18 protein-coding genes are annotated in these 18,245 nt (G+C 60.9%); 6 read left to right on the top strand and 12 right to left on the bottom strand.

The genetic code is table 11. The annotated features are described in order from the left end of the window. Positions 1–48: 48 nt before the first annotated feature. From ACXJMY_RS34590 to ACXJMY_RS34580, 3 genes are all read right to left on the bottom strand, one after another. Entirely contained in the window at positions 49–273 is a 225-nt protein-coding gene (locus tag ACXJMY_RS34590) for a hypothetical protein (protein WP_456623834.1), read from the bottom strand. Between the two features lie 385 nt (positions 274–658). Continuing rightward, entirely contained in the window at positions 659–1,945 is a 1,287-nt protein-coding gene (locus ACXJMY_RS34585; RefSeq protein WP_456623833.1) for a PBSX family phage terminase large subunit, read from the bottom strand. An 18-nt stretch (positions 1,946–1,963) separates the two neighbouring features. Continuing rightward, entirely contained in the window at positions 1,964–2,779 is an 816-nt protein-coding gene (locus tag ACXJMY_RS34580; RefSeq protein ID WP_456623832.1) for a M23 family metallopeptidase, read from the bottom strand. A 170-nt stretch (positions 2,780–2,949) separates the two neighbouring features. Here ACXJMY_RS34580 and ACXJMY_RS34575 point away from each other — a divergent pair, with 170 nt between their 5' ends. Then, positions 2,950–3,930 carry a hypothetical protein gene (locus ACXJMY_RS34575; protein WP_456623831.1) on the top strand — a complete coding sequence of 327 codons (981 nt, stop codon included), beginning with the start codon at positions 2,950–2,952 and terminating at the stop codon, positions 3,928–3,930. A 211-nt stretch (positions 3,931–4,141) separates the two neighbouring features. Here the strand turns inward: ACXJMY_RS34575 and ACXJMY_RS34570 are convergent, their stop codons facing one another. Next, positions 4,142–4,840: a M23 family metallopeptidase gene (locus ACXJMY_RS34570; protein WP_456623837.1), complete on the bottom strand. Its 699-nt coding sequence runs from the start codon at positions 4,838–4,840 to the stop codon at positions 4,142–4,144. Positions 4,841–5,103: 263 nt separating this feature from the next. Between ACXJMY_RS34570 and ACXJMY_RS34565 the strand changes: the two genes are divergently transcribed. Next, positions 5,104–5,580 carry a hypothetical protein gene (locus ACXJMY_RS34565; RefSeq protein ID WP_456623830.1) on the top strand — a complete coding sequence of 159 codons (477 nt, stop codon included), beginning with the start codon at positions 5,104–5,106 and terminating at the stop codon, positions 5,578–5,580. A gap of 34 nt (positions 5,581–5,614) precedes the next feature. Here ACXJMY_RS34565 and ACXJMY_RS34560 read toward each other — a convergent pair whose 3' ends face one another. Continuing rightward, a complete protein-coding gene (locus ACXJMY_RS34560; protein ID WP_456623836.1) occupies positions 5,615–5,941 on the bottom strand; it encodes a hypothetical protein in 327 nt (108 codons plus the stop codon). Between the two features lie 8 nt (positions 5,942–5,949). Beyond that, complete coding sequence (locus ACXJMY_RS34555; protein ID WP_456623829.1) at positions 5,950–6,213, bottom strand: hypothetical protein; 264 nt, start codon at positions 6,211–6,213, stop codon at positions 5,950–5,952. 528 nt (positions 6,214–6,741) lie between these two features. On the opposite strand from ACXJMY_RS34555, the gene ACXJMY_RS34550 reads away from it, so the two are divergent. Continuing rightward, a complete protein-coding gene (locus ACXJMY_RS34550; protein WP_456623828.1) occupies positions 6,742–8,274 on the top strand; it encodes an FAD-dependent monooxygenase in 1,533 nt (510 codons plus the stop codon). Between the two features lie 157 nt (positions 8,275–8,431). On the opposite strand, the gene ACXJMY_RS34545 is transcribed toward ACXJMY_RS34550, so the two are convergent. The 5 genes from ACXJMY_RS34545 to ACXJMY_RS34525 form a co-directional block, all read right to left on the bottom strand. Further along, positions 8,432–10,090, bottom strand: coding sequence for an AHH domain-containing protein (locus ACXJMY_RS34545; RefSeq protein ID WP_456623827.1), 1,659 nt, complete (start codon positions 10,088–10,090; stop codon positions 8,432–8,434). Positions 10,091–10,781: 691 nt separating this feature from the next. Continuing rightward, positions 10,782–11,414 carry an imm11 family protein gene (locus ACXJMY_RS34540; protein ID WP_456623826.1) on the bottom strand — a complete coding sequence of 211 codons (633 nt, stop codon included), beginning with the start codon at positions 11,412–11,414 and terminating at the stop codon, positions 10,782–10,784. Positions 11,415–11,722: 308 nt separating this feature from the next. After that, positions 11,723–12,499 carry a DUF4261 domain-containing protein gene (locus ACXJMY_RS34535; RefSeq protein ID WP_456623825.1) on the bottom strand — a complete coding sequence of 259 codons (777 nt, stop codon included), beginning with the start codon at positions 12,497–12,499 and terminating at the stop codon, positions 11,723–11,725. A 254-nt stretch (positions 12,500–12,753) separates the two neighbouring features. After that, entirely contained in the window at positions 12,754–13,002 is a 249-nt protein-coding gene (locus ACXJMY_RS34530; protein ID WP_456623824.1) for a hypothetical protein, read from the bottom strand. A gap of 262 nt (positions 13,003–13,264) precedes the next feature. Next, positions 13,265–13,618 (bottom strand): cupin domain-containing protein, encoded by a 354-nt coding sequence (locus ACXJMY_RS34525; RefSeq protein ID WP_456623823.1) that lies wholly within the window; start codon positions 13,616–13,618, stop codon positions 13,265–13,267. Positions 13,619–15,061: 1,443 nt separating this feature from the next. Here ACXJMY_RS34525 and ACXJMY_RS34520 point away from each other — a divergent pair. Further along, a complete protein-coding gene (locus tag ACXJMY_RS34520) occupies positions 15,062–15,364 on the top strand; it encodes a hypothetical protein (RefSeq protein WP_456623822.1) in 303 nt (100 codons plus the stop codon). 207 nt (positions 15,365–15,571) lie between these two features. Here ACXJMY_RS34520 and ACXJMY_RS34515 read toward each other — a convergent pair whose 3' ends face one another. After that, positions 15,572–15,994, bottom strand: coding sequence for a response regulator (locus tag ACXJMY_RS34515; protein WP_456623821.1), 423 nt, complete (start codon positions 15,992–15,994; stop codon positions 15,572–15,574). 305 nt (positions 15,995–16,299) lie between these two features. Here ACXJMY_RS34515 and ACXJMY_RS34510 point away from each other — a divergent pair, with 305 nt between their 5' ends. Continuing rightward, positions 16,300–16,485 carry a hypothetical protein gene (locus tag ACXJMY_RS34510; protein ID WP_456623820.1) on the top strand — a complete coding sequence of 62 codons (186 nt, stop codon included), beginning with the start codon at positions 16,300–16,302 and terminating at the stop codon, positions 16,483–16,485. 259 nt (positions 16,486–16,744) lie between these two features. After that, entirely contained in the window at positions 16,745–18,034 is a 1,290-nt protein-coding gene (locus tag ACXJMY_RS34505) for an NRAMP family divalent metal transporter (RefSeq protein ID WP_456623819.1), read from the top strand. The last annotated feature ends 211 nt before the right edge of the window (positions 18,035–18,245 follow it).

The following is an 18,245-nucleotide window of genomic DNA, read 5'->3' as shown; positions in this document are numbered from 1 at the left end:
CATCCAGACAAATAGGCGATTGCGAAACTCAAGAGATAGATGCCGACTTCAATAGTGACAAGATTCAATAGTGACAAGATAGGAGTCAATCGGCAGCTGCTCGATCGCGGCTTCGGGCAACGCTGCAACGACGAGCCAGCCAGGAAGACCACTGAGCCCCACGAAAAAACCGCGCGTCTTGTCGTTAGGAGCGAGATAGGCCGCCGCCAGCATGAACAGAATATAACACGTGTAAAGGCCGACGCAGATCAGGCCGCCTCGATTGAACTTCACGCCCCTTCTCCCGCTATCTGGCATCACGTCCGGCGCTATGCCCGACTGAGAGCGGCGTGGACAACCAGCGCCGTCGCGAGCAGCACGATGACGCAAATCCCAAACCCGATCCACCCGCAGGCCTTTGCCGCAGTTCAATCCTTCCATTCGCATCGCGACGACAGCCCGGCCACCGCAACGACTGCGGAGATGCGCTGAAAGGCTCGACATAGATCCAGCCGAATGAAAGGAACGGCAAAGTGGCTCGCGCCACCGCGTATCCGATCAAGTCGACCAGTATTCCGAACACCAACATCGTAGAACTCACGCAGCGGTAGAGACTGCACGTCATAGAACATATCAAGAACACAGTCAACCACAGGTTACATCGTGCCAACCGAGCCCGTCACACCCAGCCCTGCTCGGCATACCGGATCGGCCGGTTGAACGCGGCCACCCTGCCCGGCTGCTCGTAGCAGACCGCCATCAGCCCCAGCGCGTCGGCGGCGTGGCTCGACCAGTCGTGCTCGGGGCCGAGGCCGATGTTGCGCGTCTCGTCCTTGCGCTCATGATAGAAGCCGAGCGCCTCGCGGCCGGGCTCGGTGGTCGCCGCGTTGAACCAGAGCTGCGGCCCGAGCCGCCGCAGCGCCTCGATCCGCATCATCGCCGCACCCGGCCCCTGGTTCTTCACCGGCGGCTCGACCGTAAAGCCGGCCTCGCGCAAATGATCTTCATAGCGCTTGCCGGTGATGTTGTTGGCGGCGATGCCGTCATGCGGCAGATGGAGAATTGCGTTGGCGTAACCGCGCGAACGCAGCCAGTTGGCGTGATACGCCAGCACCTGGCCGACGCTCTCGTAATAATCGAGAACGCGAATTTCGCTTTCGACCCACTGCACGATCCAGATCGTGAAGGCATCTGCCGCAGCGCCCGCGCCGCCGATATCGATGAAGGCACGCAGCGGCAATAGCGGATCCGCCGCGACTTTCCCGATCCGCCCCTGTGCGCACGCCTCCGACAGCAGTGAGGCGAAATACGCGCCCTCGAAGGCGCGCGCATACTCGCCCTCCCAGATGTGGTCGTAGCGCTCCGGATAGAGTTTCTGGTCGAGCAACCGCTCCTCCTCAAGCACATCAGGAAACCAGGGATTGTCGCGCCAGTTCGCTTTCACCACGACGGCCCCGTCGGGCCGGCGCCCGCGCAGAAAATCGTCGATCGCATCGCTCTTGCGGCGCGGATTCCAGCTCGCCCAGAGTTCAGAGTCCTTGGCGCGGATCGTCGGCCGCAGCAGCGCAAGGCTGCGCGCGCTCAGGCTCTGCGCCTCGTCGATCCAGGCGATGCGAAATCCCTCCAATGATTTGATCGAGTCGGCCGTGTGATCCTGAAGGCCGCGGAAGATAATGAGCCCGTCGCCGGGCGTCTCGATCTTGTCGCTGAACAGCTTGAAGCCGTGACCGAGACCGAGGCTCGCGATCTTGCCCTCGATCAGCCGCTTCGAGGATTGCGCCAGCGTCCGCTGCGCCTCGCGAATGCAAACCGCGAGCGTGCCGCGCTCGGCTTGGCAGGTCTCGACCAGGAGCTCGCCGAAGAAATGCGACTTGCCCGAGCCGCGCCCGCCGTAGACGCCCTTGTAGCGCGCTGGCTTCAGCAGCGGCTCGAAGATCTTGGCCGTCGGAATTTTCAGGATGGACAATGGATGCGCTCGCTCGCCCTACGGCAGGCCGGTGCGCCTGCGCCACATCGCGGACCAGTCTTCGTTGTTTGGTGTGTCGGGTTGTCCCTGCGGAGCTTGATTGAAGCCAGCGACGACGCGGCCGGACGACGTAGGCCACGATCCGAATCGTTTCTCGAAGTCGCTTCTTGGCGAAGACGGAAACGAAGCGTCAGGAGGAATGGCGGGTACCGGCACGGGATCATTCGAGTTGAAGGCGGATCGATCCGATTTTCCGGCAGGCATCCTCCTCAGAATCCGCACATCTTCGGGACGGGTCCCTGGCACCATATCCGTGTTTTGCAGATACCGCTGATACTCCGGAATGTAAGCCGGCGCGGGAATTGGATCGAACCGTCCTAGCGCATCGGCAAACGCACCGGGGTCAAGAACATTACCTGCGTGATCCTTGATCTGATAATGGACGTGGTGCTGGCCTGGATTGCCCTTCTTATCAAAAAGACCGGTGTTACCCATCGTGCCAATCACTTGACCCGCCGCAACCACATCGCCGACCTTAACGTACCGAGAGTTGGTATGCAGGATCTGGTGCCGCAAGCCGTTATTGTCTCTGATCGAGATCGTCCCCCACTGATCGTCACCGGCGCGCTCAACGACGCCATTCACGGGAGACCGCAAGTCCGGGTGGTTCGTGTTCAGCTGAGCCTCCTGACCACCAACATAATTGAAATCGATGCCCCGGTGTGGGTTACTTGATCCGCGTGGCCTGCCCGTCACTGCGCCGTATGGACTCGTAACGTGAGGCGAGATCCCCCCGACGGGCTGAAGAATACGTCGCATCATGTCGTCCCACATGTTGAAATCCCTTTTTGAAGAAGGAGAGAGAGCTTCACGCGAATTGACAGACAGCGGTCCCCGCCGTTTCGCTAGCGGGCGACGGCTTGCTCAACTCTCGCTGATCCACTAAATATTTCGCGCGCGGTAGTTTCATGTAAGACATGCCGCATTCGCCGGAGGGGGCTTACGTGAACAGAGTTATTCGTCGCGGAATTCTCAGTCGGGTTTTCTCTGCGGCTGCGCTGGTCGCTCTCGCACTTCCTGCCTTCGCACAGGAACCGCCTGCTCCGACATTCGGCAAATGGCGTCCCAAGGCCGGTGTCTACGCCGAACCTGGCAAGAATTTCCAGTCGAACTGCGATGAAAGCGGCGGCCTTACAATCGATCTTGGCGAGAAATCGGTCAGCGGTTACGAATGGGGCTGCGACGTCAAGAAAGTCACCGATGTTGGCCCAGGCGCGCTGAAGGTTGACATGGTCTGTGACGATTACAATCTGGCGCAAAACCTCAACCCGCGCGACCCCAACTGGGCGAACAGACAATTCAACGAGGTCATGTTCATCAAACGGCTCGATGCGGCGGCGATCTCCGTCCAGAAGAGCCTGAATGGGAAGCTCAAGGATCCTCCCTGGCGCGCGGCCTACTGCCCTCTGAAAACACAGCGCGCGCTTGCTGAGGCCACGCTGAGAGCCAAGGTAGAGGCCAAGCAGAAGGCCGAGGAAGCCAAGCGGAAGGCCGAAGAGGAACTCACTCTCAAAAGCGCTCATCCGCGAGATGGCGTCTACGCCGCGGTGGATGCCGATTTCGAGGAACGTTGCTTGAAATTCAGCGACACGGTCGTTTCGTTCGCCAGGAAGTCAATCGTTACTGCCTCGAACAAGTGCGATATCCGCCGCACGCGTGTTCAACTCCCGGACACCGTCAGGATCGGCGCCGATTGCACATTGCAGCCGGCTTCGAACGGGGACGCTGTCGGCGTACAGAATGTGGACACAACTCCGGACCGCGAGAACCTGATGTTCAAGAAGATCGACGACAAGACCGTCATCCTCTGGATCATCAACAACGGACACTTTACCGGCGACGGCCGAAAGCTGTCCTATTGCGGCGATCAGGTGCAGCGCGCCTACGCCGGACAACGCCGGACCGGTAAGCAGACAAAGAATTAGCCCGTAGGCATCAAGACGAAAAACCCGCGCCGGATTGCGTCCGCGCGGGCAACACCAACTTCTGTCGATGATGCCATTCTGCCGGTGTTTTGCCCGACGTGTCAAACGATCAATCGACATTCCGAAATCGAGGTTGCGCGCGCCCAAGCAACGTCTCGAAGATCTTGGCGGTCGGAATTTTCGGGATGGACAATGGATGCGCTTGCTCGCCCTAAGGCAGACCGGTGCGCCTGCGCCACATCACGGACCAGTCTTCGTTGTTTGGTGTGTCGGGTTGTCCCTGCGGAGCTTGATTGAAGCCAGCAAGGACGCCGCCGGAAGACGCAGGCCACGATCCGAATCGTTGCTCGAAGTTGCTTTGCGGCGGGGTCGGAAACGACGCATCGGGAGGAATAAAAGGCACCGACACACCATCACTCGAATTGAAGGCGGATCGATCCGATTGTCCGGCAGGCATTCTTCTCAGGACCCGCACATCTTCGGGACGGGTCGCAGGGACAAGGTCCGCGTCCTGGAGATACCGTTGATGCTCCGAAACGTAAGCGGGCGAGCTCGGCGCAGGCACCTCTCGTTGCTTCCAATATGCCTGAGGATCGAGACGATTCCCGGCGGCGTCGATCAATTGATAATGAAGATGATGATCACCACTCTCCGCGTACTTCTCGCGCACTCCCATGTTGCCCATCGTGCCAACCATCTGCCCCGCGACAACCCGATCGCCGATGCTGACGTATTGCCTGTGCGTGTGCAGTAGCTCGTGTGACACGCCATCTGCATCCCTGATCGCTATCCGACCTGCAGACCCTTCGTCTGCATTCGTCACGATGCCATCGACCGGAGAGCGAAATGCGGGATGCCTCAGATTGATCCTCTGCTGTCCGTTTGGTCCGACGTAGTAGTTCGCATCCACGCCACGATGAGGCGACGTGCCAACGTCCCGGATCGCACCGTATGGGCTGGTCGTGTGCGGTTGAAAGCCGTCGGTCGGTGGCAATATCCGTCGCAGAGCATCTTCCCAAGACGTATGAATTTCCTCTTCGTTGAATGGACTGCGGCGGACCAGGCAATGCAAATTCGTACGGCACTTGCTCAACCCATGGTCGACGCACTATTCTCGATTCCCGGGGCGCCCTTCTGACAGCCCGCCGCGAAACCTTGCGCAGGAATGGATTCGTGAAACTGAATTGGATCAAGCGCTTTACCTCGTTGTCGATGCTTGCCACGCTCTTGCTGTCGTGCGCTGGCCTGCCTATCCACGCCCAGGAAAGCCCCAAGAGCGCGCCCGGTAAATGGCGCCCAAAAGACGGCGCCTATGCAAAGCCAGGCCCCGGTTTCGATGCGAGATGCGGGGAGTACGGCGACATGCAGATCGACTGGAGCGATAATTTCACCTCGGGCGGCGAAGAGGGCTGCAAGATTAGCAAATTATCGGATACCGCTCCTGGCAGCATCAGACTTGATGTGGTCTGCGAGTCCGCTGACAGGGAAGGACATCCGTACAAGGAGATCATTCTCCTGAAGAAGGTCGACGAGAAGACGATCTTCGTTCGCGAGACCCAAGACGGGAAGTTCAAGCGGCCCGGCGGTTCGATGGCCTATTGTCCGGACAGCGCGCAGCGCATGTATAGCGAATCCAGAAAGAAAGGCTGATCTGAGCTCCGGCGATTTTTCACGGCCCGCCGGTTCAAGCGTCGCGCCCGGCAGCACCACTGCCCAAGCCCCCCGGATAAACGATGATGCGCTCGATCCGGTGAATCAGTTCGAGCACGCCATCCTCGCCATTCTCGATCGGCTGGGCCGCCTTGCCCCAGCCGCGATCCAGGATCGCATTGGCGGCCGAGACGCGGGCGGCCGGCGTTGCGTCGTCGCTGCGCATGATGCCAACGAGCACCCTGAGCGCGGTCCTGGTGTGGCTGCGCGCAAGCGAGCGGATTTCGGTCAGCGTGCGCGCGCTGGACGTCTTCCTTCGCGCGGGGACGCGGACCGGCTCACTCACAAGCGCAATTTCCATCTCCTCGCTCACGAGAACATCTCCCACAGCACGATTGCAACCAGGCCCGCGAGCGCGAGCGATATCAGATAGGCGGTCATCGTCTCTCCCCGAAAAAGAAATGCGCGGCAGATCGCGTGACGAAGCGCGATCGTTTCGGGCGCGAATCCTATCTCCGTGTCTCCGGAGACCGCAGCGGCGCGAGCAACAGGCCCAGCGCCGCGGGCCGGCACGTTCGCGCGTGCACGGCCAATAAACTGGTTCGGACGGCGGCGCGCCGATCGGCGCTCCATGTATGCGAGTGCGTGGCCATAATGCGGCCGCCGTCCGATCTCGAACCGAGACGAAAAAACCCGCGGCGGATGTTATCCGCGCGGGTGAACCAAACTCGTCTCGATGATGTCATTCTGCCGGTGTTTTGCCCGACGTGTCAAATCCTGTGTTGGCGAAACTGTCGTCACACGAAGCGGACATGAAAAAGCCCGCCGCGGATCGTTTCCGCGCGGGCTTAGTCAAACTCGTTTCGATGATGCCATTCTGCCGGTGTTTTGCCCGACGTGTCAAACCCTGTGTTGAGCGAGATTGTCGTCATACGAAGCGGACATGAAAAAGCCCGCCGCAGATTGCTCCGCGCGGGCCGAACCAAACTCGTTTCGATGATGCCATTCTGCCAGTGTTTTGCCCGACGTGTCAAACACCGCCGACTGCAAGAGAGAACGCTCTCCCTCCCAGCTCAATATGTGGTGCRCAAGGGGCTTGCTTCAAGTCCCCGACCATCGCGTAGAACCCCCGACCCAAACAACAAGTCGAGGGGTCACGACATGCCTGTACTGCTTCCGACGTCCCCGTCGCGCGGCCGGACTGAGCGCACCGCAAGGAACTCGGCGCCTGCCAACCATGCCGTGGTGATTGCCGGCGGCGGGCCGACCGGACTGATGCTGGCCGCCGAACTCGCCCTCGCGGGTGTCGACGTCGCCATTGTCGAGCGGCGCGCAAACCAGGAGCTGGTTGGTACGCGCGCCGGCGGATTGCACGCGCGCACAATCGAGATCCTCGATCAACGCGGCATCGCTGGCCGCTTCCTGCGTGAAGGACAAGTCACCCAGCTCGCAGGCTTCGCATGGACCCGGCTCGACATCAGCGACCTCCCCACCCGGCACGCTTACGGGCTCGCGCTGCGGCAGAGCCACATCGAGCGTATTTTGGCCGGCTGGGTCGAGGAGCTCGCGGTGCCGGTCTATCGGCGGCGCGAGGTGACCGGCTTCATTCAGGACGAGACCGGCATCGACGTCACGCTGTCCGGCGGCGAGACATTGCGCGCAAATTGTCTGGTCGGCTGCGACGGCGGCCGTAGCCTGGTGCGCAGGGCCGCCGGCATCGACTTCGCCGGTTTCGGCCCGACGCTCAGCAACCTCATGGCCGAGGTCGAGACGGGCGAGGAGCCGGTCTGGGGCCTGCGTCATGACGCGCTCGGCTTTCACGGCCTCAGCAAATCGGAGAGCGGGCGAGTTCTGGTCGTCGTGACGGAAGCGACGCTCGAGCGCAGCGGCGAGCCCACGATGCGCGATCTCAGCGACGCGCTCGTCGCCGTGTACGGCACGGACTTCGCGCTCAAGAATCCCGCCTGGATCTCCCGCTTCACCGATGCGAGCCGGCAGGCTGCGTCCTATCGCAAGGGGCGCGTGCTGCTCGCCGGCGATGCCGCGCATATCCATCACTCCGTGGGCGGACAAGGCCTCAACACCGGCGTGCAGGATGCCGTCAATCTCGGCTGGAAGCTCGCGCAGGTGGTCAAGGGCATTTCGTCGGACAGCCTGCTCGACAGCTACCACGCCGAACGCCATCCCGTCGCAGCGCGCGTGCTGCGCAACACCATGGCGCAGATCGCCCTGCTTCGCCGCGGCGACGACGGCCTCAAGGCCGCGCGCGACGTCGTGTCCGACCTGCTCGCCATGGCTGAGCCGCGCAACCACGTTGGCGCGATGATGAGCGGGCTCGACATTCAGTACGATCTCGGCGAGGGGCACGCGCTGCTCGGGCGGCGCATGCCCGATCTCGATTTGACGATCGAAGGACGCCCATCGAGATTATTCACCCTGCTGCATGGCGCGCGAGGCTTGCTGCTCAATCTTGGCAAGGCCGGCGGCCTCGACATCGAACCCTGGTCAGATCGGATCAATCTCATCGACGCCGACTACGACGGCCCCTGGCAGCTTCCGGTCATCGGACAGGTTGCGGCGCCCACAGCCGTGCTGGTACGGCCTGACGGGCATGTGGCTTGGGTGGGAGATGAGAGCCAACGCGGACTCGCGAACGCGCTGACGAGATGGTTTGGAGCGGCTGTAGCGGCGTAGCGCCCAAACGTCTCACGTGCCGTCGAAACAAACAAAGCCCGCGGCATCCCGCGGGCTTGATCCGAACTCTTTCGATGGTGCCATTCTGCCAGTGTTTTGCCCGACGAGTCAAACGACTCGATCTCGAACGGCATACGCACGACTCCGTAGCCAGTCTTCACTCCGGCCGAAGGAGCGGCCGTATCCAGCGCGAGAACCACTCCTCAGCGTCATTGTGAGGATTGCCCGGATCATCTACTCCGAAGATCGGATGCGGAATGAGGTAGCTCGGCTCATCCGCGAATACACCAATCGGCCTGCTCGTCTGCGGCGGCCGGTCCACACCGGTCGGCATGGTCCAGTTGCCAAACCGATCGTTGAATTCCGTGGAAGGCAGATATGGGACTGGCGCACTCCCGGACGCGAACACGCTACCCGCGTTCGACGCGTTGACACGGGTGAGACGCCGAACTTCTTCGGGCGCGACAGTTCCTGCGGCAGGAGCGGCTGGCGCTTCTGCCGCGTCCTGGGCAGGTATGGTGCCAGCTGGCGTGTTGGCCCAGTTTCCGAAGCGATCGGCAAAAGTGGTGCTGTGGGCCGCTTCTCGGTCAAGCGTCTTGCTCTCGATCCGTGGTGGTCTAGATGGAATTCTGAGCGAGCCGCCCCAATCCTTGCCAAAGCGAAGCGGAGAATAATCGCCGTCGAATGAATCGTAAGGAGCCGCCCCTTTGGAGAAGACGMTTCCATCGGCAACCTGGCTTTCACTTGGGTTATTTGCCGAGAAAGCAGGTCGGGTGGCAGCGGTAACGGTTGCGCCCGCGAGTAACGCAGCACCGAGCCCCTGTGCTCCAGGTATCATCATAGCTCCTGCACTGAGTACAGCTGCCCCCATCAGCAACGCAGAGCCTCGGTCAGCAGGTGCCGGCGGCCCCAGCACTTGTGATCCATCGGAGAGCCGCATGAGCGGTTGGCCTGTCTCCGAATGGAATTGCAAGACTTGTGGCTCCGGTGGCATGGCCGTGGTCGGAGGCAATTGACCGAGCCGTTGTTCATTCGGACTTAGCGCGGGAAAAGCTGGGAGCACACCTGTGAAGCGCGGATCAATTCGCGTCAGGCGCTCTGTTTCGTTCAGACCGGCGAGAGAAGGTGAATTGTAGCCCGGCAGGGACGGGAAGTCGCTCGGATTGGCTGGTGTCGAGCCGGGTATGCGAAAAATGCTTGAGGAGGGATCAAGCGCTGCGAACTTGGAATGCCACGGCGTTCCCTCCAGGTCCTGATTACCTGCAGTTATGTTGACGCCAGGATTTCGGGCTATCACTTCATCTAGCAGTTTCTGTCTCACTGGATTGTCCAGGTAGAGCAACCATTTAATTAGATGGTCCTGGCCGGAAGCTGCTCCTTTTTGCTCGAGGTCTCTGATTGCCCTAAGTATCTCCGGGTATTGATCGCGATAGGCCTTGTAGTCCCTGAATATCTTCTCAATACCCAGATCAACGTCCTCGCGCGTTTTACCGATCGGCACATTTGTATAGAGATCGCTGTTGACGAAGCCGATACGCATTGCGTCAATAAGAGTCCTCATTTCTGCAGCTCGATCGCTTGGACTCGAAATATCTGCGATCCGCTCAAGTGTTTTACAGACGGCTTTTACATAGGAAGAAACGTGTCTGCTGGGATGAGGCGACGCATCTAGTTTCGCGGCAACCTCCCGATCTCCTGGCAGATAGATACGATTTGCGGGAGAATCGATATCGAACGTTTTCTTATCTATATCGCGAAACGCGCGGTGGCCTCTAAAGCGCTCTAGGATAATGTGATGATCAAAGAGAATTGCCATGCGCCCTCACGCAATGGGTCTCATTAGGACGTGGACTGATGAACTCCGATCCGGAGACGTATTGAGGCGAGCGCGACCGCGGCGGGAACGTCGCGCGTTCGTCAAACCGGATTGCAATGCTTCTGAAATGCTTGGGCTTACAGCCGAAGCGCTCGATCACCCGGCGCACGGAGCGCTGAACCAGTCGCCGTCCTGAACGAATATCGGCCAGGCGCTTCTGATCTCGTGCGAAGAATGCATCGGCGTTATGACCGCCATCGACGCCACAGCACGCGGCCCCCACTCTCCACCGAAAAGGAAGCAGCGGGCAGATCGTGAGCCCGATCGAGAGCTAGTTTGAGCGTAGTCGGCGGGCTGCTTTCACCGGCGGCCGTGTTGATCTTGATGCCTATGTTCCGCAAGAATGATCGATGGCGTAGTCTTCGCCATTTTTATTCGCTGCAGCGTTATGAGGTTTCGACGCGTCGATCTGCACATTTGAATGCGGCAAGGCTGTCGAAATGTCACAGCTGGGCATTGTCCATATCAACGATCGCGGGGCGTGCGACGATCGCATCGTCCCGTGAGATCAGGGCAGCCGGCCGGAAGTACACGGAAAGTGCCGCTAAGGAGCCGCAGATCGTCTACTCGCGCTCCCGCGAGTGTCCGCGAGCGAACCAGACCTCATTACGCACACAGAATCCGGGCTGGCTCAGAGCTTTGAGACGTCGCTAAACCAAATTCTCTTGAGGCCCGCGGACTTGCAGGCGTCCTTCAATTCTTGATCGCATATGACGTCAGCCTCGCTATGAGCCATACGAAAGATATGCGCTGTGCCAATTGCAGCCTCCGTAAAGACCAGTTTGGAGCCCGGCATCGTCAAGTAGATCTTCTTTCCAAATTTAAGGGAGCGAGGATCGTCCTCAATTCGGATGGTCAAGCGCGATTGCGATTCATCCAGCGCGTCGAGAACGCGAACAACATCGCACAGCCAATAGTTCGGCCCATGGTAGCTACCATGCGGTACTCGCACATCGCACGGCACAAACACAAAGGCCTCCGGGTCAAGCCCCTCGAATACCACCTTTGTCCGATCCGAAATAAGCCACCAGCCGTAGTAGGGCTCCAAGTCATAGGGCAAATCGCCTGCCGATTTGTCAAACACGAAAGGGGCAGGCGCGGTAGAAGCCGGCAGACGGAAAACCTCGTAGGGAGGAAGGATATTCTCGTCCTCTAGCCAATAGCCCGGCTTGCCTCCCACCCGGAGGTCGGGCCCCATTTCGTAGTAGCGGCGCCTTCGCGCTCTGGGTCGTTTCGCAATCGAAGCTGCCCTTTCTTTACCCATGACCGAGTCCCATTGAACATCGTGCCCACAATGACGCCATGCAGAGAACCAATATCAACTGCTCAACAATAAAGCCCGCGGCATCCCGCGGGCTTGATCCGAACTCTTTCGATGATGCCATTCTGCCAGTGTTTTGCCCGACGAGTCAAACAGCCGATCTCGAACGGCATACGCACGGCTTCGTAACCAGTCTTCACTCCGGCCGAAGCAGCAGCCGTATCCGGCGCGAGAACCACTCCTTAGCGTCAATGTGCGGATTGCCTGGACCATCTAATGACGCCGCAAAGCATTGTGCTGACGATGCCCGACTACGCGAAGTCATCGCCGCAGGAAAACACAGGCAAACCACCAAAGACCTCGGAGTTCTTGTAACGAACCGCGAAGCGCTCGTTCTCGTGTGCTCCAATCGTATCGCCATCCTTGACTACGTTTCCGTGCTCGATCAGATAAACGGAAAGTCCATCCACTTTGTCGATCAGCGCGGGCAGCGTGAGCTTGCCCGTGTCGAACTGGATCTCGCGCCCGACGAAAGCGGACAGCCCCATCGTGATCGCGCCAATTTTTCTACCTGACTGGAACGGAAGGATGTCGACCCACAGCGTGAAAGGGTAATGAGGAAACGGGGCAAACGATTGACTGGACATGTCCCGCCAGAGCTCGGCGGGCCGCGCCACCTGTCCAGCCCACACGACGCCACAACATTCCCGCATCGTGGCAATCAATGCACCGATGACCGCGGTGGTAATGCGCGCGGCGATCAGCGGTCGCTTACTCTGTCCAAGCATAGAGACGATCAGGTGACCTCGATGCCGCGCCGCCACCGCCTTACTCTCCGGCCACATTCTCGCAGCGCGCGCCCACAGTCCGGGATCCTGCGGAATGGGCGCTGGCATCGACATGACGGCGACGAACTCGTTGCCGCAGCGAATGAGCGGCGAGTTTGCTTGAGCCTGTTGCGCGCCTCCGTTCTCCGCAACCTCAGTTGCCAACTCCGGATGTCGAGCGCGGAGGACCCTGGCAACCGCTGACATGTCCGGCGTTGCCGGATTATCCAACAGGACCAAAGCGAGAAGCGAGTTACTCATTAACGACCTCGCGAAAATTGCGAGACGCGACTGGCGATGTTCACGGCACGGCTCGCTCACAGGTTGAAGCGAGCATCAACTAGAACAAACATAGAACATTGTCAACTGAAGGTCCCCGGCATTACGGTCCGGTTCACGGCGAGGGCAGCGAGGTGGTCGGCATCGGAGCGAAGGAATTGGGTGACGGCAGCGCTGAAGTGAAAGGCTGTCGACCGCAGGAGTGTGTCAGCTCTGGCCGACTTCAACGCGCGCCCCTACTCCTCCGCAAGCTTCCGCACGATGTAAGCGTCCACCGTCTCCGCGAACGAGCGCTGCACGCCGACCGCGGCGCCGTAGAGGTCCGAGGTGTCCTGCAGGAGGACGCGCAGGCCGCCCTTGCGGGTGCAGACCGGCGCGATCTCCAGATAATCATCGATGGCGCCTTCGGCCTGCGGGATCGCCTTCGGATCGCCCCTGGCGATCAGCAGGCGCAACAGGCTCTGGCAATCGGCCAAACCCGGCATGAGCTAAGGCCCTCAGCTTCGCTGCGATTTCGGCTTCGGTTCCTTGACGGGCTGGGTGTGGGTGCCGAACAGCGCCAGCAGAAACGCGACTTCTTCCTTCGAACCGACCTGGATCATGATTGTCTCCTTTTCGCTTGTTTGGTCGGCGCGGGCGGACGCGGCGTTCAGGACAATCTGGTTTCAGCAATGTTTCAGGCGTGTTTCATCCGGGCCGCGTATGATCTCTGCGGGCCTTGACCGGCCGGCGCCTGCCGCCCGCCGCTCAAGCCAGGATGCGGGGCGCCGCGGTCGCCGGGTCACCCGAGTTCGGCGTGCCCGTCGGCTCGATCAGCAGGATGTGCACCTCGCCCCGCGCGACCGGCCTGTGCTCGACGCCCTTCGGCACGACGAAAACCTCGCCCGCCGTCAGCGTCACCGTGCGATCGCGCAGCTCGATGTCGAGCGTGCCCTTGAGCACGAGGAAGAAATCGTCGGTGTCGTCATGCTTGTGCCAATGGAACGGACCCTCGAGCTTGGCGACCATGATGTCGTTGCCATTGTAGGTCGCGACCGTGCGCGGCGAGAAGCGGTCATCGAAGGTCGCAAGCTTTTCGGCGAGATTGGCGGGTGACGTCATGATGTTCTCCGGGATACGACAATTCTCGATCGTCAGTCCGGCCGGCGATCGATGCGGACCGGCCCTGACGTCAACAACACGCCGAAGTGCCGGAATGCAAGCCTCTCATCCGCCCCCTGCGATCCAGTCCGCGATCCGCGCGATGCAGTCGTCATCGGTATAAATTCGGCGGGGATCAATTCAGCTTTCTCGGCAACGTGCAGAGACACACTCACCTACAAAACCTACGCGGAGTGCATGGACACCAAGGCGTTTTTGGGCTGGATACAAAGAGAAGCCCGTTGGCATTGCAGCAGCCTGCTCGCCATTGCAGCAGCCTGCTCGCCATTGCAGCAGCCTGCTCGCCGCAGGGAAGCTGGCCGGGGAGAAGCAACAGGTCGCCGAACTCAAGCGAGCGGGACGTCGCTAGGTCGATACCGTCCGCTGGCTGCGCCCGAGACGCAGGATAGCTTGTTTCAATCAACGGACTTGTCAACGGACCTGGAGCGATGCGGAATGACCGCTCCGGGTTGGAAGCGGTCATCAACTTACGGCGTCGCAATGTCCGCATGTGAGCCACTAGGCGACATCAGACGTTTATCGGCGTATTTGAACGCCTCAATCTGGTAGCTCTCCAATCAATCCGCCACCACCAAGTGACTTCGCCGGGCCAGTGGAATTACTTTTTCTCCCCGGTACCTGTGCCGGTAGTTGTAGCTGCACCGGTAGTTGTACCTGTCCCGGTAGCTGTACCACCTGTACCGGTAGCTGTACCTGTGCGCCGCTCCTGACGCCGCTCTGTGCGCGCTGTGCGCCTCTCCTGACGCCGCTCGTGCCGCGCTGAACGCCGCTCCTGACGCCGCTCGTGCCGCGCTGAACGCCGCTCCTGACGCCGTTCCATGCCAGCGGTCGGAGCCGCAGCGGTCGGCGGCGCAGCAGTCGGACCCGCAGCAGTCTGAGCCTCAGCATCGGACACTGTCAGTACCGTAGGGGCCGCCGCGAGGCCGAACGCAGCCGCCAATCCCATCAGTGAAAGGGCCTTTCGGCGAGAGAACATTTCCGACTTGAGGATTGCACTCATGTCAAAACCTCCCTGGCTAGATGGACCATCTGCCAATGCACTCAATTCCAGAGTACCTACGTTTGTTCCAAATCAACGGGGCGGTCCGGCTACTATAAGCTGCGCTGAAGGTGTTGGATGTTCCAGCCCTTTCCGGCAGCGTGGAGCCCCCTTCCTTCCATGCGACCAGGTCTCATTTGGGTCAATCGCGTCACTTTGGCCGCGTGCCGTTCTCTTCCGGTCGATCCCTGTGAACGGACATCGTCGGCCGCTCCGGCATGTCTCACACGGGCCAACAGCGGATGCTCGGGAGTTTAGGCTGTCGCCAAATCGCGCCTGCTTAGGTACGTTTCCGGCGCAATTTCGTCCGCTGGTTGCGTGGATGATTGATCCGATATAGATTTATGCTTGATTTTGAGTTTTTGCTTTTTGTCTATCCATTTTCCCCTGACCGGATAGCGGTAATGATTTACCAAAAGGTCGACAGAATTGTTGTCGGTACCCGCTTTAAGATGAGTGAGGTTGGAGCCGCTCGATGCCAAGAGCTGGCTGACCGGAGTGGCATAGTCATCGACGTGAGCCCTCGTACCACGGGCATCACCGTGCTGTTCGACGGCGCCCGAAGACCAACCTGCCTGCACAGAGACTTCATATCGCCCATCTCGGATGGGGAGATCGTCGCACCTTCAATCGCTTCAGACCAATGAGGGTCCATGAAGTCTTTAAGACCACGCGAATGGTCCAAGCAGGAGGCGCAGCGATTGACGGCTCTCGCGCGTCAGAAAACCTGCGCCGGAGACATAGCCCGTGAGCTTGATCGCCATGTCACTTCAGTAAGAAAGAAGGCACGCGAACTCGGCTTGCTCCTCCCGAAGCGGGCCGACGTCTCGCAGCTACGTGGGAAGTGAAATTATTCAATGTGGCGCATCGCGCGCCACCGCCGCCTCCGCTGCGGTGTTGGGCGGTGCCGCGTTGAGCAGCTGGGACACGGCGGTGACGAGCTGCGCCGGCGCGAACGGCTTGTTGAGGAGGACGCTGTTGGGCACGCCCCTGGAGGCCCATTCGTCGGCCGCAGCACCGGTCATGTAGACCACGGGAATGTTGGCGTTGATCTCGCGCGCCGCGCGGGCGACATCCCAGCCGTGGAGCTTGCCGCCCAGATGGATGTCGGTGACCAGCGCGCGATAGCGGGCGGCGTCGGCCTTCAGCAGGTCGATTGCTTCTTCGCCGGTGGCTGCGGTGGCCGTTTCGAAACCGCCCTCGGTCAACGCCTCTTCAACCATGCCCTGCACGAGCTGGTCATCTTCCGAGACCAGGACCACCGGTAAACCTTGCACGTTCGACTCCCTTGCCACCGCCGCGCCATTGCAAGCCCGTGGACTACGCCGCGGCAGGAACCTTGGTTCCCGGCGAATGTGTAAAAGTGAACGCACGGCCGCAACCCAATGCGCCCCACAGGCGCGTCGTGACTCCGACCCGTCGAACTTTATCTAAAATGCAGCGAACCATTTTTGGCGGAATGAAATCTCCGCGCCCCATGCTGGCCGCGTGTCCCGGTTTGCCCGACGCATCAGCTGTCGCATTGGCGGCGGCGTTTCGGGAGGCAAGGACGCCTTTGGCAAACCCTCAAGGAGAGATCGCCGTGTATTACGTCGCCGCCGCATTGCTGGTGCTGTCGGGACTGTTCTACTCCGCGAGCCATCACGAGCTCGGTCAGTTCGGCACGAACATGTGCAGCTATGGCAGCGCATTCTGCGACAGCCCCATCATCGTGTTCACCGGCGCGGCGCTCGCCGCGGCCTGGGGCATGTTCGTCAGCGTCAAATAGAGCGGCCCCCTGCTGGCGCCGGAATCACAAAGCCCGCGGCCGGTGGCGGCGCGGGCTCGACGGTTGTTGCGATGATGCACTTCTACAGGTGTTTTGCCCGACGGGTCAATCCGAATTCGCCTAATCGGAAATGCGCCGGCGGGCCGCATCGCAGCCTCCGTCGCGCCACAGGAACCTTTGTTTCCTGGCCGCATTTGCCTTAAGACTTCGCCATTCCGGAAAAGCCGGCGCGCCGACCGCATCGAGACGTCCCCATTTCATGAACGACAGCGCCCTCGCCCCCGCCAAATCCGTGCCGACGCTGCTGCGACGGCTGGGGCCGGGCCTCATCACCGGCGCGGCCGACGACGATCCGTCGGGCATCGCCACCTATTCGCAGGCCGGCGCGCAATTCGGCTACGGGCTGCTCTGGACGGTGTTTCTGACCACGCCGTTCATGATCGCCATTCAGCTCGTCAGCGCACGGATCGGCCGGGTCACCGGCAAGGGGCTCGCCGCCAACGTCATGAAGCTCGCCCCGCGTTGGGTGGTGCTGGGGCTGGTGGGGCTTCTCGTCACTGCGAACACCTTCAACATCGCCGCCGACATCGCGGCGATGGCGGAGGCGCTCTCGCTGGTCATCGGCGGGCTCAACCACGAGCATGCGCTGATCTTCGCGGCGGGCTCGACCCTGCTTCAGGTCTTCCTGCCCTACCGCCGCTACGCGCCGGTGCTGAAATTCCTGACGCTGACGCTGTTCGCCTATGTCGCGACCGCCTTCACCGTGAAGATCCCGTGGAGCACGGCGCTGCTCGCAGCGGTATGGCCCGAGGCAAATGTCAGCGCCGACTATTTCATGATGGTCGTCGCCGTGCTCGGCACCACCATCAGCCCTTATCTGTTCTTCTGGCAGGCCTCGCAAGAGGTCGAGGAGATGAACCAGGGCAAGCGCGACCGGCCGCTGCGCGAGTTGTCGCGGCGCGGCGGCGACCCCGAGCTCGCGCGCATCAAGGCCGACACCACCGCCGGCATGCTGCTCTCCAACGGCATCGCCTTCTTCATCATCCTGACCACGGCGTCAGTGCTGAACGCCAACGGCGTCACCAGGATCAATTCGGCGACCGAAGCCGCCGAAGCGCTGCGGCCACTTGCCGGCGACTTCACCTTCGCGCTGTTCGCGCTCGGCATCATTGGCACGGGCCTGTTGGCAATCCCGGTGCTGGCGGGCTCGGCCGCCTATGGCGTTGCGGAGATCTTCGGCTGGCGCGCCACGCTGGAGGCCAGACCTGAGAAGGCGGTCGGCTTCTACACCATCATCGCGGCCGCGACCATCATCGGCTTCGGCCTCGGCTTCACCGGGATCGATTCGATTCACATGCTGGTGTGGAGCGCCGTGCTCAACGGCATCGTCGCCGTCCCGATCATGGCGATGATGATGCTGATCGTCTCGAACCACGCGATCATGGGCCGCTTCAAGGCCCGCTCATGGCTGGTCGCGCTGGGCTGGCTCGGCACCGCGCTGATGGCGCTGGCCGTGCTCGCGCTGCTCGGCTCGTCCGTGATCGGCTGAGGCGTTAGACCGGCGACAGTGCCGCGGAGATCTGCGAGGCAATGATGAAGGCCGCAAACACGGCCGGCACGCTGATGAGCCGCAAGAACTGATCTACCGAAAGCATCGCTGTCGTCCCCCAAAGACAAACCGCAAAGACAATCCTCGAAGCACCCCGCGCCTACTTCACACCTTGACCCCTTGTCGACCTGCTCGTTAGCTTAACAGTTGC

It is taken from the genome of Bradyrhizobium sp. P5_C12 (assembly GCF_054049735.1).
The sequence above is the reverse complement of the archived record's forward strand: the minus strand, read 5'-3'. Positions and strand labels throughout refer to the sequence as shown.